We start from the raw sequence: 16,152 nt of genomic DNA, 5'->3' as shown, positions 1-16,152 counted from the left end.
TGGTAGGAATTCTCCGTGACAGCTGCTGACCTCTTCGCGCGCGTGCCGCGCTCCGATTTCGACGTACCCGGTCGCAGTCATGGACTCATGGACGTGGTGCGCTGGCGATACCTGCTCCGATTGCTGGTGAGAACCGGTGTGACCACCCGATACCGCAACTCGGTTCTGGGGTGGACGTGGTCCTATGTGCGCCCTGCGGCGCAGTTCCTGGTGTTCTGGGTGGTCCTGGGCATCTTCATGAACCTCGATCACGGCATCCCGAACTACGCGGTGTACCTCTTCTCGGGGATCGTGGTCATCAACCTCTTCTCCGAGGCGTTCAAGAACGCGACGACGTCCATCGTCGGAAACGCCGCGCTCGTGCGGAAAGTGTTCCTGCCACGACAGCTCTTCGCGGTGTCGGCGGTGCTGGTCGCCTTCGTCCACTTCCTTCCCCAGGTGGCGCTTCTGCTGGTCGTGTGCCTGTTGATGGGGTGGGCTCTGCACTTCTCGATCCTCTCGGTGCTCGCGATCCTCGCCGGGATGCTGATCGTGATGCTTTTCGCCCTCGGCCTAGGCCTCTTCTTCGGAGCCGTGAACGTGCGATTCCGTGATGCCGAGAACATCGTCGAGCTGCTGCTGCTGCTCGCGACCTGGGCGTCACCGGTGCTCTACGCCTGGACCATGGTGCGCACGTCGATCGTCGATCGTCTGAACTGGCCCTCGTGGATAGTCGATCTCTACATGCTCAACCCGATCACGCAGGGCGTCGAGCTGTTCCATTACGCCTTCTGGCGGCCTGCGACGCAGTCCCTCGTCTCGGCGTCCGACTACGCAGGCCTGCCGATCATCGACCTGCCGCCGACGCTCGGCTGGAGCACACTGTGGACGCTCCTGATCTCGATCGCCACGCTGCTCATCGGACAGGCCGTCTTCCGCGGTCTCGAGGGAAAGTTCGCGCAGGACCTATGACCTCGGAGAAAGCCATCAAGCCCAGCATCATCATCGACGGCGTGCACAAGAAGTTCACGCTGAATCATGCGTTCTCGCTCAAGGACACGATGGTCTCGTGGATCCGGGGCCGTCGTCTCACGAGCACGTTCGAAGCGCTGAAGGGCGTCGACCTCGTGATCGGCGAGGGCGAGTCCGTGGCGATCCTCGGTATGAACGGATCAGGCAAGTCGACGCTCCTCAAGCTGGTCTCGGGTGTCATGGAGCCGGACGAAGGCGAGGTCCTCACCCGCGGGCGAGTCGCCGGACTGATCGAGGTCGGTGCAGGCTTCCACCCGGAGCTCTCGGGTCGCGAGAACGTCTTTCTGAACGCTGCGATCCTCGGGATGAAGCGGCCGGAGATCGAGGCGCGATACGACGAGATCGTCGCCTTCAGCGGAATCGAGAAGTTCATCGACCAGGAGGTCAAGCACTACTCCTCCGGCATGTTCATGCGACTGGCGTTCTCGGTTGCGATCCATGTCGAACTCGACGTGCTCCTCGTCGACGAGATCCTGTCGGTGGGCGATGCGCCGTTCCGCGAGAAGTGCCGCCTCAAGTTCGAGGAGCTCATCGCAGCGGGCAAGACCCTGGTCGTCGTCAGCCACGACATGGAGATGGTCCGCGAACTCTGCACCCGCGGCGTGGTCATCAGCAAGGGCGACGTCGTCTACGACGGTGAGATCGAGGGCGCCATCGCCTTGGTGGACGCGTGATCCTCGACTGGGTCGCGCAGACGCCGGTCTTCCTGGTCGCGATCCTCGTCGTCTTCGTTCCGGGCGCGGCGGCCCTCTCGGCCGTGGGGATGCGCGGGCTCGCCATGATCGCCGCAGCACCGCTCTTCACCGTCGTCTCGACTGCGCTCGTCGCGGTGCTCTTCGGCGCGGTCGGCGTTCCCTGGTCCCCGGTGAGCTGGGGAATCCTCTCGCTCGCGATGGTCGGCGTCGCCTGGGGTGCGGGCAGACTGCTCGGCGGAAGGCTGAGGTCGCACGGGGATCGTGCGGCGTCCTGGATGCTCCCGACAGCGGTCGTCATCGGGATCCTCTTCGGGCTCTGGCGGCTGATCTCGTACATCTCGGATCCCGCAGGCATCTCGCAGACCAACGACGCCGTGTTCCATATGAACGCGATCCGGTTCGTCCTGGAGACATCGGACGCATCCTCGTTGCACATCAACGAGGTCATCGGCGGACGGTCGTTCTATCCGGCGGCGTGGCACGGACTCGTCTCGATCATCGTGATGGCCACTGGCACGAGCATTCCCATCGCCGCCAACATGCTGACGCTGGTCATCGGTGCGATCATCTGGCCGCTCGGCATCACCTGGCTGAGCCTTCTCGTCACCGCCTCGCGCACCGCCGCAGCATCGGCGGCGATCCTCTCGAGCGCCCTGCAGAACTTCCCGCTTCTCATGTTCCAGTGGGGGGTGCTCTTCCCGAACGCGCTCTCGGTCGCGCTGATCCCCGCGGGGGTCGCCGTCGTGATGTCATTCGCGCACTGGACGGGGGCGGGGTCGCGTCCTAACCGGATCGCACGGGCCGTCCTCTTGGTCCTGATGACCGCTGGGGCGCTGGCGCTGTCGCAGCCGTCCGCGCTTCTGCCATGGGCTGCTCTGGTGCTCGTCTGGTTCACTGCTCGACTTCTCGTAGGCCATCCCGAGTCGTCCATACGCCGACGCTGGGTCTTGATCGCGGGGCTCTGGCTGGCACTGGGCGCCGCGTGGATCGTGCTCGCACGATCGACGAGCGGCTCGCACTGGCCACCGTTCCGCGGAAAGCTGGAGGTCTTCCTCGACGTCCTCTTCAACGGCCAGCTCGGTGTGCCCTTCGCGTTCGTCATCAGTCTCCTGATGCTGTGGGGTCTCGTCGTGGCGTGGAGAGGGCAGGGGCTGCGCTGGTTCGTCTTCGCCTGGCTCGGCATCTCGACGCTCTACCTGATCGTGGCGGCAGTCGGCGCCCCGATCGTACGCGAGAATCTTCTAGGCGCCTGGTATGCCGATCCGTATCGGATCGCTGCACTCGCCCCCATCGTCGTCATCCCGCTCGCAGCTCTGGGCCTCGATGACGTGATGACACGTGTCGCGGAGGTCCTTCGCCGGCGGCGCGCTGGAGCGTTTCCCCAGGGGACTGCATCGCCGATCGTGCGGATCGCGGGCGCGGCCGTGATCATGTCGGTCCTGGTGCTCGTCCGCCCGGTGGCCATGCCCGCCTTCCTCGAGGGCACCTTCGACAGCGAGTCGAGATATCTCGCCGTGGACGACAGCTACCTCTCGCCTGACGAGCGCACCCTGCTCGAGCGACTGCCCGACTACGTCGAGCCGGGAGCCCGCGTGCTCGGGAACCCGTCGACCGGCACCGGCTTCGGATACATGTTCAGCGGGGTCGACGTGTATCCACGCACCTGGTCGTCGCCTCAGACGGAGGCATGGGCGCTGATCGGCGCGACGCTGCGTGATGCGAGTGAGGACCCGGCGGTATGCGAGGCGCTCCACGTCTACGGCGATCCGGCGTACGTGCTGGACTTCGGCGTCGGTGAGAAGAGCCCCGGGCGCTTCGAGTTGCCTGGGATGACAGACTTCGAGGGGCAGGCGGGGTTCGAAGAGATCACGGCGGTCGGTGACGTCTCGCTTTGGCGAATCACAGCGTGCGCGCGGTGAGGGCGGCTGCATGGCCGGTAGGATCACAGGCGATGCGCCAGGTTGATCTCTCCGTTCTCGTCGTCGTGCCGGCGCTGAACGAGCAGGACTCCGTCGCGGACGTCGTCCGCGACGTGAAGGCGGCGCTCCCGGAAGCCGACTGTCTGGTGGTCGATGACGGGTCGACGGACCTCACGGGTGCGCGTGCACGCACGGCGGGGGCGAAGGTGTTGACGCTGCCCTACAATCTCGGCGTCGGCGGCGCGATGCGTGCCGGCTTCCGTTTCGCTCGTCAGCACGGCTATGCCGTCGTGGTGCAGGTGGATGCCGATGGCCAGCACGACCCGGCCGCGCTCGCCGAGCTGATCGCAGGGCTGGGCGATTCCGACCTCATGATCGGGGCGCGCTTCGCCGGCCGCGGAGACTACGGCGTCCGCGGCCCGCGGCGCTGGGCCATGAAGCTCCTCGCCCTGATCATGACCCGGGTGGCACACACCCCCCTCACCGACGTGACCAGCGGTTTCAAAGCCGCCGGGCCGCGTGCGATCGCGCTCTTCGCGGACAATTTCCCAGCGGAGTATCTCGGAGACACCATCGAGGCGCTCGTGATCGCCGCGCGCGCCGGCCTGACGATCCGTCAATTGCCGGTGTCGATGCGCGTGCGCCAGGCCGGCTCTCCCTCGCACCATCCGTTCAAGGCGGCCGTGTACCTGCTCAGGGCTTGCGCCGCTTTCGGCTTGGCGATGCTCCGGCCGCGTGTGGAGGTGAAGGCTGCGTGAACTCCGTGACCTACGCGTTCGGCATCGTCGCCGCTGTGCTGGCGCTGGTCGCCATCGTCGAGCTGATGCGTCGTGGGACCCTCCGTGAACGGCACGCCGTATGGTGGTTCGTCGGTGGACTCCTGGCGCTTGTGATCGCCGTCTTTCCGCAGACGCTGACCTGGGCATCTCGCGCAGTCGGCGTGGCGTTGCCGGTGAACCTGGTGTTCTTCGTCACGATCGGCCTTCTGTTCCTGGTAAGCCTTCAGTACGGTGCCGAGCTCACGCGGATCGAGGAGAAGATGCGCACTCTCGCCGAGACCGCCGCGTTTCAACAGAATCGGATCGAGCTGCTGGAAGACCGGGTCGGCGAGCTGACGGGAGGCTCCCCGCCGCGAGAGGGCCGTGACGATTCCGGAGCGGAGAGGTGAGGCGCACTCCCCGCACCGTCATCGCCTCCCGCCTGTTCCCGCCTGAGGTGAGCGCGGGTGCATTCCGCCTCGGCGCGCTGGCCGGGGTCCTGCGCGATCGCGGACAAGAGGTGGTCGTGCTGACGACCGTCCCGCCTCGGCACGCACCGCGCTCGCCCGACGCCCCTGGAATCGACGTGCGGCGCTGGCCCGTGCTGCGCGACAGCGGTGGAAACGTGCGGGGATACGTGCAGTACGCGAGCTACGACGCGCCGCTCCTGCTGCGCCTGCTCTTCGCGCGGTTCGATGTCGTCGTCGCTGAGTCGCCGCCGACGACCGGACTGATCACGGCGCTGGTCGCTGCCGTGCGCCGCCGGCCGGTCGTCTACTACGCGGCGGACGTCTGGACGGACGGCGTCATCTCCATGGGAGCTCCCTGGCCGGTCGTCGCCCTGATGCGATGGATGGAGCGCAGCGTCCTGCGCCGTGCGGTCGCCATCATCTCCGTCTCGGACGAGGTGACGGAGCGCCTGCTCGGGCTCGGCGCCGCCGCGGAGCGGGTGTCCACCGTCGGGAACGGCATCGACACGAGCATCTTCTCCGCCGAGGCACCTCTCCCGAATGAGGCCGCACCGTACTTCGTGTACACGGGGACTATGTCCGAGTGGCAGCGCCCCGACGTGTTCGTCCGTGCCTTCGCGGAGATCGCGAGTGAGCACCCCGCGCTGCGCCTGAAGTTCTTCGGCCAGGGCGCAGTCGAAGACGACCTGCGTGCGCTGGCCGAACGGTTGGTGCCGGGGCGAGTCGACTTCGGCGGCGTGGTCAGCCCCCAGCAGTCCGCGTCGTGGATTCGCGGTGCCGTCGCATCGCTGGTGAGCATCGTGCCCGGGATCGGATACGACTTCGCTCGGCCGACCAAGACCTACGCCGCAGCGGCGGTAGGGACTCCTGTGCTGTTCGCTGGGCCGGATACCGGCGCGCGGCTGGTGCGAGACGCCGGCCTGGGCCGTGCAGTCGAGTTCTCACCGGATGCGGTCGCTGCAGCGATGCGCGACTTGCTCTTCGAGCACAGTGACGGGAGGAGCGAGCGGCTCCGCTTCGCACGAGCGTCCTGGGCCAGAGAGCACGTGTCGCTGACAGCCGTGGCAGGCCGCGTCGCCGAGGTGGTCTCGCAGGTTGGCAACCGGCCGACGACTAAGATCGGTGGTGCGCAGCCTGCGCGACCCGGAACCGACGGAAGGCCTTCTTCGTGACCACTACCGGCAGCGTGCGGATAGTCGACTCCGCCGACGTCTCGTCCGACGCCACCATCGGGGCGGGCTCCTCGATCTGGCACCTCGCGCAGGTGCGCGAGGGCGTGCGGATGGGCGAGAACTGCATCGTGGGACGCGGTGCCTACATCGGCACAGGCGTCGAGATGGGCGACAACTGCAAGGTGCAGAACTACGCCCTGGTCTACGAGCCGGCCAAGCTCGCGGACGGCGTCTTCATCGGTCCCGCTGTAGTGCTCACGAACGACACCTACCCGCGTGCGATCAACGCCGACGGCTCGCTCAAGAGCGCTCACGACTGGGAACCCGTGGGCGTGACCATCGAGCGCGGCGCGGCGATCGGGGCACGTGCCACCTGCGTCGCCCCGGTGACGATCGGAGCCTGGGCTACCGTGGCCGCGGGCGCGGTCGTCGTCAAGGACGTCCCCGCGTACGCCCTGGTCGCGGGCGTGCCCGCACGCCGCATCGGCTGGGTGGGGGAGTCCGGAGTGCCGCTCACCGCCGGCGACGACGAGTCGACCTGGGTGTGCCCGGCGACGGGTGACCGCTTTATCGAGACCAATGGAATTCTGACCAAGGAGGCCGCGTGAGCGAGTTCATTCCCCCGGCGAAGCCGATCATCGGAGACGAGGAGCGCGAGGCGGTCGACCGCGTGCTGCGCAGCGGAATGGTCGCGCAGGGACCCGAGGTGGCGACGTTCGAGCAGGAGTTCTCCGCTCACTTCACTCCCGGTCGGCCGTCGGTCGCAGTGAATTCCGGTACGGCGGGCCTGCACCTCGGGCTGCTCGCCGCGGGCGTCGGCGCGGGTGATGAGGTCATCGTGCCCTCCTTCACGTTCGCCGCGACGGGCAACTCGGTCGCGCTCACCGGTGGCACTCCGGTGTTCGTCGACATCGAGCCGGAGACGTTCACCCTCGACCCCGAGGCGGTCGCCGCGGCGATCACTCCGAAGACCAAGGGCATCCTGCCCGTGCACCTGTACGGCCACCCGGCGCGCATGCGCGAATTGGAGGCGCTGGCTGCTGAGCGCGGCGTCGCCCTGTACGAGGACGCAGCGCAGGCGCACGGAGCGTCGCTCGATGGACGCCCCGTCGGCTCGTTCGGCGAGTTCGCGATGTTCAGCCTGTACCCGACGAAGAACATGACCAGCGGCGAGGGCGGCATGGTCACCACGGCCACCGAGGAGATCGCTCGCCGGGTGAAGCTGCTGCGCAACCAGGGCATGGAGCGTCAGTACGAGAACGAGGTCATCGGCTTCAACGCCCGGATGACTGACATCCACGCCGCAATCGGCCGCGTCCAGCTCACCAAGGTCGACGCCTGGACGAAGACTCGTCAGGCGAACGCCGCGTTCCTCGACGCCAATCTGCAGGGCGTGGTCGTTCCGCCGGTCGCCGAGGGCGCCGTGCACGTCTATCACCAGTACACGATCCGCGTCCCAGAGGACCGCGACGGATTCGTCGCCGCTCTCAAGAGCGAGCACAACGTCGGCGCGGGTGTTTATTACCCGATCCCGAATCACCGGCTGCCCTCGCTGGCGCCGTACGCACCCGGACTCGACCTGCCCGAGACCGAGCGTGCAGCGCGCGAGGTGATCTCCCTGCCGGTGCACCCCTCGCTCAGCCAGGAGGACCTCGACCGCATCGCCGCCGCAGTGAACGCCGTCGCGAAGGCGGGCGCCTGATGGCGCTCCGCGCCGGCCTGCTCGGCGTCGGCATGATGGGCCGTCATCATGCGCGTGTGCTGCGCGAGATCGACGGCGTCGACCTCGTCGCGATCGCCGACCCGGGCGGCGATCCCCACGGTGTCGCGGGCGACCTCGAGGTGCTGCCCGGCATCGACGCGCTCATCGACGCCGGCATCGACATCGCCGTGGTCGCCGTGCCCACGCGCTTCCACGAGGATGCCGCGCTGAAGCTCGCGGCGGCAGGGGTGCACACACTCGTGGAGAAGCCGATCGCGCACAGCCTCCAGGCGGGGCAGCGGATGGTCGACGCATTCAGGGACGCGGGACTCGTCGGTGCGGTGGGGCACATCGAGCGCTTCAATCCGGCGCTGCAGGAGCTTCGTCGACGCATCGAGGCGGGCGAGCTCGGCGCCGTGTACCAGGTCGTCACTCGCAGGCAGGGCCCGTTCCCTGCGCGGATCGCGGATGTCGGCGTCGCCAAGGACCTGGCGTCGCACGACGTAGACCTGACCGCCTGGGTCGTGCAGTCTGACTACGATGTCGTCTTCGCGCAGACCGCGTTCAAGTCCGGTCGTGAGCACGAGGACATGATCACCATCACCGGCCGAACGACATCCGGCGTGATCGTGAACAACATCGTCAACTGGCTCAGTCCCATGAAGGAGAGGGTCACCATCGTGACGGGGGAGAAGGGCGCATTCGTGGCCGACACATCGACCGGTGACCTCACCTTCTACGCCAACGGCACGATCCCGCTGGAATGGGAGTCGGTCTCCACCTTCCGGGGAGTGTCCGAGGGCGACGTCACGCGGTACGCGTTCGCGAAGCGCGAGCCGCTGCGTGTAGAGCACGAGGCCTTCCGCGACGCGGTGCTGGGCCAGCAGACCGATGTCGTCACCATGGAGCAGGGTCAGCGCACCCTCGCAGTGGTCGAAGCCGCCCTCGAATCCGCGCAGAGCGGCGGTTCCGTGAGACCGTGATCCGCGGAATCATGACATCCGTCGGGTCCGCGAGCCGATCGGGGGAGCGATGACGGGATCGTTCTTCCGGCGAAACGCCGGACGACTCCTGAGCGCTCTCCCCGAGGGCGTCCAGATGCGGGTGAACAAGGCCAAGTATGGCTTCGAGCCGTCGGATGTGCCTGCGGCCGTGCGGGTTCCGGAGGGGGAGAAACGGCTCTACATCGCTCCGGTGAACTTCGCGGGCCAGGGGTATCGCTGGGCGCGTGCCGCCGAGATGCTCCCGGGAGTCGGCGCCGTCAGCATGCAGTACCGGAACCCTGTCGGGGATTTCGGCTTCCCCGCGGACTACGCTCTGCCGACGGCGATCTTCCTGAGGAGCCGGCGATGGCAGCGCGCTCAGTTCGATGCCGTCTCGCAGGGTTTCACCCACGTCCTCATCGAGGCCGTCCGTCCGATCTTCGGGGGGCTCTTCGACGGAGATCTGCGCCGCGAGGTGCGGGCGCTGCGTGATGCGGGCGTGACGGTGGGACTGATCGCCCACGGCACCGACGTCCGCGTGCCTGGTGAGCACCGCGCGGACAATCCGTTCTCCCCGTTCCACGGCGATGAATGGGATCAGACGCCGATCCTGGAGCGCAGCGCTCGTGAGAGGCGCGATCTGGCACATGAGCTCGCTCTTCCGACGTTCTACTCCACCGCGACGCTCGCGCGGCACCTGCCCCCGGCCACCTGGCTGCCTGTCGTCATCGATCCGGAGCCTTGGGTGCAGGGCGTACCCGCTCTCTCACGCCGCATCCCCGTGGTGGTTCACGCGCCGAGCAGCGGCATCGTGAAGGGAACCGCCTCCGTGCGCGCTGCGGCGGAGCGGCTCGCCGACGAAGGGCTCATCGAGTACCGTGAGGCGCACTCCGTGCCCGCCCATGAGATGCCCGAGCTGTATCGCTCGGCGGACATCGTCGTCGACGCGCTGCGGATGGGCAACTACGGAGTCGCCGCCGTCGAGGCGATGGCGGCAGGGCGCGTGGTCGTGACGTACCTCACCGACCTCGCGCGTCGTGAAGCGGAGGAGGCTTCCGCCGTGCCTCCGTGCGTCGTCGCCGATCCGACGACGGTCGAGCAGGTTCTGAGGGACATCTGCGCCCACCCCGACCGCTACCGGCCGCTCGCGGCCCAGGGTCCGGAGTTCGCGCGCCGTGTGCACGACGGCCGCCGCTCGGCACTCGCACTCGCCGGATTCCTCGGCGTCGACGCTCCCTGGAGCGAGGAAGAACTATGAAGGCGATCTTCGCGACATACCGCGACATCATGCCGAATCTCCCCGGTTCGGCCGGCCGCTACATCCGGACGTACATCGCGATCTCCGCGCTGCTTGCGGCGCTCGACGTGGGAGCGCTCATGCTCCTCGCGGCGTCGCTGTCATCGATGATCGCAGGGGCCCCCGTGCACCTGCCGGTGATCGGCACGATCGGCACCGACGGGTACCTCTGGATCATCCTGGCGGTGTCAGGACTGATCATCCTGAAGTCGACCGCTTCGCTCATCATGCAGTGGTTCGCCACCCGGCGCCTCGCCTCGTTCGAGTTGGAGATCGGCGACCAGCTCTTCCAGTCGTACATCCACGCCCCCTGGATCGAACGGCTTCAGCGCAACACGACGCACCTCGTCCGGCTCGCCGACGTCGGCATCGCGAACGTCACGTCGGGATTCCTGCTCCCGTTCATGACGCTTCCCGCGCTGCTGACGACCTCGACGCTGGTGGTGCTGGTGATCGTCGTCGTGCAGCCCACGACGGCCCTGGTGACCGTCTGCTACCTGGGCCTGATCGCTCTGCTGTTGTACGTCGTCCTTTCGCGGCGCACAGTCAGCGCCGGGCGTGTCAATCGCGACTACTCGTTCCGGGTCGCTGCGCTGATGACCGACATGGTGTCGGCGTTGAAGGAGATCACCCTCCGCGACAAGTCGGACGAGGTGGCGCGCGTGGTCCAGCAGGATCGGAGCATGTCTGCGAAGGCACGCGCGAACCTGAACTTCCTCTCCTCCGTGCCCCGATTCGTCCTGGACGCCGGCATTGTCGGAGGATTCCTCCTCGTCGGTGGCGCCGCCCTGCTGTTCGAAGGGTTCGACGCGGCCATCGCGGCGATCGCGCTCTTCGGGGTCGCAGGCTTCCGTCTCGTGCCGTCGCTGACGGGGTTCCAGTCGCTCATCTCGATGATGACGGCCAACATCCCTCACGTCGAGGCGGTTCTGCGCGACATCGAAGCGTCCCGCCGGTACCGGGCGAATGCCGAGCACATCGGGCACGATCGAATCGTGGGGGCTCCGACGAGCCTCACCCTCTCAGACGTCGGGTTCCGATTCCCCGGTGCTGAGCGAGCGGCCCTCGACGGCGTGAGCGGGTCCATCCCGTTCGGCACGCGTGTCGGGATCGTCGGTGCATCAGGCGCGGGCAAGTCCACGCTGATCGACCTGATCCTTGGGCTGCTCACGCCCACGGAGGGGCATCTGACACTGGGAGAGCAGGATCTCACCGACGTCATGGCGGCCTGGCGCTCCCGCGTCGGCTACGTTCCCCAGGACGTCGCGCTCTTCGACGCCTCCATCGCCCAGAACGTGGCGCTCACATGGTCGGACGACTTCGATGAGCATCGCGTCCGCGAGGCGCTGCGCAAGGCGCAGCTTCTGGAGGTCGTCGAGCAGCGCGACGGCGGTATCCACGGGCGGGTGGGAGACCGAGGTCTGCAGCTTTCGGGCGGGCAGCGTCAGCGGCTGGGCATCGCTCGCGCACTGTACTCCGACCCGCTGGTGCTCGTACTGGACGAGGCCACCAGTGCGCTCGACACGCGAACGGAGGCAGCGGTCACCGACGCGATGAACGCGCTGGGGGCCGACATCACGATCATCTCGGTCGCACACAGGCTCTCCACCATCCGTCACTCCGACCAGATCTGGTTCATGCGGGACGGACAGGTGCGCGCGCGGGGGACATTCGCCGAGGTCGTCGCACAGGAGCCTGATTTCGCTCATCAGGCGGCTCTCGCAGGTCTCACCAGTGGAGCGAACGATGCCTAAGCCCCAGCTGCTCATCATGTCTTTCTCGCCGATCGCCTCCGACGCGCGTGTGCTCAAGCAGGTGCGCGGGTTCCGTGACGACTACGACGTGACGACTGTCGGCTACGGTCCAGCTCCCGACGGCGTTGTGAAGCACTGGGAGATGCCGCGCGCGGTCGACTACCAGGACCTCAACGGTCGCTTGATCACGGCGCGGGCATACCGGGCGGTGTACTGGCGCATATCCGCCGTGCGGTGGGTGAGAGAGCGGTTGCCACGAGATGAGTATGACGTCATCCTGGCGAACGAGCCGGAGGCCGTCGGGGTCGCATTGTGGCTGCGGCCACGAAAGGGCGTGCATGCGGATCTTCACGAGTACACGCCGCGTTTGAATGAGGAGCACGAGGCCTGGGCTCGTCGCATCCGGCCGTATCACGAGTGGATCTGCCGACGTTATGTCACCAAGGCGGACAGCTGGACCACAGTCAGCAACGGTCTGGTTCGCGAGTACGAGAAGGAGTTCGGCTTCCGCCCGGAACTCGTGACGAATGCCGCTCCGTACGCCGATCTTGCACCCTCGCCCGTCTCCGGGACGATCAGACTGGTGCATAGCGGGGCCTGCTTGCGGAACCGCCGGCTCGATGAGATGATCACGGCCGTCGAGGCGGCTTCGGCGGACGTGACGCTCGATCTGTATCTCACGCCGAACCACCCCGACTACCTCGAGGAGCTAAAGGAGCTCGGAGCCGGAAGCTCTCGTGTCCGCGTGCTGGATCCGGTCCCATACGCCGAGCTGATCACGACGCTCAACGCCTACGACGTCGGCATCCACCTTCTTCCTCCCACGAACTTCAACAACACCTGGGCGCTCCCCAACAAACTCTTCGACTATGTCCAGGCGCGTCTCGGCATCCTGATCGGTCCGTCGCCCGAGATGCAGGAATACATCGAGAGGTACGGGTTCGGCGCGGTGGCGGACGGCTTCGACGCCGCCGACCTCACGCGGCGGATCGACGCACTGTCGTCGGAGGCCGTGGAGAACTACAAGCGCAGAGCGGACGAGAACGCACTCGATCTGGGTGCCGAGCGCCAGGTCGAGATCTGGCGAAGTGCCGTGGAGGCGATCACGCGTGCCCCGGGAGCGCGCTGAGATGCGGGTCCTCATGATCACGCCGTGGTATCCGACGCCGGACAGCCCGAAGACCGGCGTGTTCGTGCACCGGGACGCCGACACGCTCCGGGCTTCGCACGATGTCGACGTCCTGCACCTCTGCCCGCCCTCGCAATCGATGACGCCTGAGCCGGGTGTCATCCGGTTGCCCTATCGCGTCGCATCGCCCCTGGCGGTTCTCCGAGCCCGGCGGGCGGTCAGGAGTCTGGCGGCGGATTACGACCTTGTGCACACGCATGCGATCTCGGTGCTTCCGGCGATACCGAGGCTCCGCGCGCCGTGGGTGCACACAGAGCACTGGTCAGGTGTGCTGAATCCGCGAACTGCGAGTCTGCCGGTCCGCGTCGCCGGTGCTGCGCTGTTGCGCGCCTTGCGTCGACCGGCGGTCGTGATCGCGGTAAGCGGTCTTCTCGCCACTGCCGTGCGCCGCCACCGCAGGGGTCCTGTGATCGTGATCCCGAACGCCGTGATGGCGCCGGTCGCGATGTCGGGAGTGAGAGCCGACGACCTGACCATGATCTCGGTGGGCGGGCTGATCCGTCGCAAGCGTCCTCTGCTCGCAGTGGAGACGCTCGCCGCGCTCGTCCGTGCCGGCCGGTCAGCGCGACTGATCTGGATCGGTGACGGCCCGCAGCGTGAGGCCGTGCTCGCACGCGCAGCAGAGCTCGGCGTGCGGGAGCGGGTGCTCCTGCGCGGCGACGTCTCTCCGGAAGAGGTCTCCGCGGAGCTCCTCGCCGCCCGCATCTTCCTGCTGCCGACCGAGGCCGAGACATTCGGAGTCGCCATCGCAGAAGCCCTCCGCCATGGTCTTCCCGTCGTGGTCGGCGACGATGGTGGCCACCTCGAGTACGTCGGCCCCGATGATGGAAGACTCGTGGGATCTGCGGACCCGGAGGAATGGGCGCGGGCGGTCGAAGGAGCCCTGCAGCTCGACAGCGATCAGATCGCGCGGCGCGCCCAGGACCGCTTCTCCGAACAGGCGAGGGCGCACGCCTTCGATGAGGCGTACGCACTCGCGGCAGAGATGAGCAACCGATGAAGCAGATCCTGATCCTCTCGTTCTCCCGGATCGAGTCGGATCCGAGGGTCCGGCGTCAGATCGATCTCTTCCGCGACGAATGGCGGGTGGTGACCTGCGGGTACGGACCGCGTCCCGATGGGAGCAGCGAGCATCTCCGCGTACCCGATGAGTTCCCGGTCTGGCGGTATCCGCGAGCGGCCGTGGTGGCGCGCTGGTTCCACCGGGCGTACTGGGGGAACCGCGCCCTCACGTGGGCGAGGAATGCGCTGGCCGGCCAGGAGTTCGACGTCGTCTTCGCCAACGAGGTCGAATCGGCCGGGCTCGCGGACTCACTGAACCCGCGTCTCGGCTTTCATGTCGATCTGCACGAGTACGCCCCCACGTTGCACTCGGAGCTGCTCACCTTCCGTCTTTTCGTCGCCCCGTTCCTGCGCTGGCAGCTGCGCACCTTCGTCTCCCGTGCAGCATCGACTACGACGGTCGGCCGCGCCATCGCCGAGCGCTATCGCAGGGAGTACGGCTTCGATCCAGGGGTCGTCATGAACGCGCCCCGCTACTCGGAGCGGTCCCACTCGCCCTCCTCGACGCCGATACGGATCGTCCATGCCGGCGCGGCGCTGCGCAATCGAAGGCTGGAGACGCTCATCGACGCCGTCGAGCGCACGACGGCCGATGTGACGCTCGATCTTTACCTTCCCGCGAATGACCCCGGATATCTGCAGGAACTGCGCGAGCGTGCTTCGACAGTGTCGTCCGTGCAGATCCTCGAGCCGGTGCCGTTCGACGAACTGGTGGACACGCTCGCCGCGTACGATGTGGGGATTCACGTCCTCGCCCCGACGAACTACAACAACGCCTACGCCATGCCGAACAAGTTCTTCGAGTACGTGCAGGCACGACTCGGACTCGTCATCGGCCCTTCTCCGGAGATGGCGGCGACGCTCGAGCGCTATGACCTGGGCGTCGTGGCAGAGGACTTCTCGGCCGAGGCGGTGGCGCGCGTGCTCGATGAGTTGACGCCTGAACGCGTCAACGAGTTCAAGCAGGCATCCGCCCGCGCAGCGCGGGAGCTTTCTGCGGAGGTCCAGGTGCCGGTCTGGAAAAAAGCCGTCGACGAGATCGCATGCAGTCGATGACGGCCCAAGTCGACGTGATCGTGCCGGTGCACTCGCAGACACGACCGATCGCGAGACTCGCGGAGAGCGTTCTGATGCACACCCGGCTGCCGGTGCGGATCATCGTGGTCGCGCACAACATCGACGCGTCGCTGGTCGCGTCGTCCCTCCGGGAGTTCGCGAGTGATCCGAGGGTCGAGATCGTCGAGCTGCGCGACGGCATCCCGTCGCCGGCGGGACCGCTGAACGCGGGCCTCGACCGCGTCACCGCACCGTGGTTCACCAAGATCGACTCGGATGACCACCTTCGTCCCGGCGCGATAGACGGATGGGTGGAGCGCGCCGTGTCCACCGGCGCGGATGCGGTCATCCCGCCGATGGTACTCCCGGCTTCCGGCGTGGGCTTCCCGACACCACCTCGCCGTCCTTTCCGGCGACGGCTGGACCCCGTACGTGATCGCCTGAGCTATCGGACGAGCACGATGGGCCTGTTCGACGCCGAGCTGCGTGATCTCGCGCGGCCGATCGCGGGACTGGAGACGGGGGAGGACATCCTTCCCAGCATCCGCCTCTGGTTCGGTGCGCGCCGGATCGTCGCGGCCCGGGAGCGCGATGCCTACCTCGTAGGTGAAGGGGCGGAGGACCGGGTGACGGAATCGGGACGCCCTTTCGCCGCGGAGCTCGCCTTCGCGCAGGTGATCGGCGATGATGCCGCCTGGAACAGGATGAGCAGGGAGGCACGAGACGCGGTCACCCGCAAACTGATCCGCGTGCATGTGCTCGGCGCACTCGGACGCCGTGGCGTGACAGCAGAGGCGATCGCCGCCTCCGGTCGTGCTCTGGAGGTCCTGATCGGGACGGATCCCTCCCCGCTCAAGCCGCTGTCCCGGCTCGACAACGAGCTGATCGCGGCGCTGAGGTCTTCCGATGTCACCCAGTCTGAGATCGGCGCGCTCGTGGAGCGCCGGCGTCGCTACGCGCAGCCGGCGGCGCTGCTGACGCCCGCGCTGCGTCACGTCGCGCACCGCGACGGGCCGGTGCGGTTCCTCGCCGCCTCGTTGCTCGCGCAGCGGCGCGCAGGCCGTGCCGCTCTGGCCACGTAGTA

General features: G+C 67.4%; 15 protein-coding genes. All 15 read left to right on the top strand.

What is annotated here, in order from left to right; genetic code table 11:
* Window positions 1-15: 15 nt before the first annotated feature.
* Genes G6G98_RS04765 through G6G98_RS04695 form a run of 15 tightly spaced genes read left to right on the top strand, consistent with a single transcriptional unit; the run spans window position 16 to window position 16,150 of the window.
* The gene (locus G6G98_RS04765) at window positions 16-951 is read left to right on the top strand and encodes an ABC transporter permease (protein ID WP_243842005.1); all 936 of its coding nucleotides are present in this window, start codon (window positions 16-18) and stop codon (window positions 949-951) included.
* On the top strand, window positions 948-1,685 hold the full coding sequence (locus G6G98_RS04760; RefSeq protein ID WP_164233501.1) for an ABC transporter ATP-binding protein: 738 nt from the start codon (window positions 948-950) through the stop codon (window positions 1,683-1,685). Before G6G98_RS04765 ends, G6G98_RS04760 begins: the two co-directional genes overlap by 4 nt.
* Complete coding sequence (locus G6G98_RS04755; protein WP_164233503.1) at window positions 1,682-3,625, top strand: DUF2339 domain-containing protein; 1,944 nt, start codon at window positions 1,682-1,684, stop codon at window positions 3,623-3,625. Before G6G98_RS04760 ends, G6G98_RS04755 begins: the two co-directional genes overlap by 4 nt.
* Before the next feature lie 32 nt (window positions 3,626-3,657).
* Complete coding sequence (locus G6G98_RS04750; protein WP_164233505.1) at window positions 3,658-4,383, top strand: glycosyltransferase family 2 protein; 726 nt, start codon at window positions 3,658-3,660, stop codon at window positions 4,381-4,383.
* Window positions 4,384-4,388: 5 nt separating this feature from the next.
* Complete coding sequence (locus G6G98_RS04745) at window positions 4,389-4,793, top strand: DUF2304 domain-containing protein (RefSeq protein WP_243842004.1); 405 nt, start codon at window positions 4,389-4,391, stop codon at window positions 4,791-4,793.
* Entirely contained in the window at window positions 4,790-6,025 is a 1,236-nt protein-coding gene (locus G6G98_RS04740) for a glycosyltransferase family 4 protein (RefSeq protein WP_164233509.1), read from the top strand. The genes G6G98_RS04745 and G6G98_RS04740 overlap by 4 nt, the downstream gene beginning before the upstream one ends.
* On the top strand, window positions 6,022-6,633 hold the full coding sequence (locus G6G98_RS04735; protein WP_208321422.1) for an acyltransferase: 612 nt from the start codon (window positions 6,022-6,024) through the stop codon (window positions 6,631-6,633). Before G6G98_RS04740 ends, G6G98_RS04735 begins: the two co-directional genes overlap by 4 nt.
* Window positions 6,630-7,727: a DegT/DnrJ/EryC1/StrS family aminotransferase gene (locus tag G6G98_RS04730; RefSeq protein WP_164233511.1), complete on the top strand. Its 1,098-nt coding sequence runs from the start codon at window positions 6,630-6,632 to the stop codon at window positions 7,725-7,727. The genes G6G98_RS04735 and G6G98_RS04730 overlap by 4 nt, the downstream gene beginning before the upstream one ends.
* The gene (locus G6G98_RS04725; protein ID WP_164233513.1) at window positions 7,727-8,710 is read left to right on the top strand and encodes a Gfo/Idh/MocA family protein; all 984 of its coding nucleotides are present in this window, start codon (window positions 7,727-7,729) and stop codon (window positions 8,708-8,710) included. Before G6G98_RS04730 ends, G6G98_RS04725 begins: the two co-directional genes overlap by 1 nt.
* A gap of 49 nt (window positions 8,711-8,759) precedes the next feature.
* Window positions 8,760-9,968, top strand: coding sequence for a glycosyltransferase (locus G6G98_RS04720; protein WP_164233515.1), 1,209 nt, complete (start codon window positions 8,760-8,762; stop codon window positions 9,966-9,968).
* Complete coding sequence (locus tag G6G98_RS04715) at window positions 9,965-11,761, top strand: ABC transporter ATP-binding protein (RefSeq protein WP_164233517.1); 1,797 nt, start codon at window positions 9,965-9,967, stop codon at window positions 11,759-11,761. Before G6G98_RS04720 ends, G6G98_RS04715 begins: the two co-directional genes overlap by 4 nt.
* Before the next feature lie 16 nt (window positions 11,762-11,777).
* Entirely contained in the window at window positions 11,778-12,890 is a 1,113-nt protein-coding gene (locus tag G6G98_RS04710; RefSeq protein WP_243842003.1) for a glycosyltransferase, read from the top strand.
* Window position 12,891: 1 nt separating this feature from the next.
* Complete coding sequence (locus G6G98_RS17275) at window positions 12,892-13,950, top strand: glycosyltransferase (RefSeq protein WP_347877965.1); 1,059 nt, start codon at window positions 12,892-12,894, stop codon at window positions 13,948-13,950.
* A complete protein-coding gene (locus tag G6G98_RS04700; protein WP_164233521.1) occupies window positions 13,947-15,068 on the top strand; it encodes a glycosyltransferase family 4 protein in 1,122 nt (373 codons plus the stop codon). Before G6G98_RS17275 ends, G6G98_RS04700 begins: the two co-directional genes overlap by 4 nt.
* Window positions 15,065-16,150, top strand: a complete 1,086-nt coding sequence (locus G6G98_RS04695; protein ID WP_164233523.1) for a glycosyltransferase family A protein — start codon at window positions 15,065-15,067, stop codon at window positions 16,148-16,150. The genes G6G98_RS04700 and G6G98_RS04695 overlap by 4 nt, the downstream gene beginning before the upstream one ends.
* Window positions 16,151-16,152: the final 2 nt, after the last annotated feature.

Source organism: Microbacterium hydrocarbonoxydans (assembly GCF_011752045.1).
Taxonomy (GTDB): Bacteria; Actinomycetota; Actinomycetes; order Actinomycetales; family Microbacteriaceae; genus Microbacterium.
This window is presented reverse-complemented; position numbering and strand designations above follow the sequence as displayed.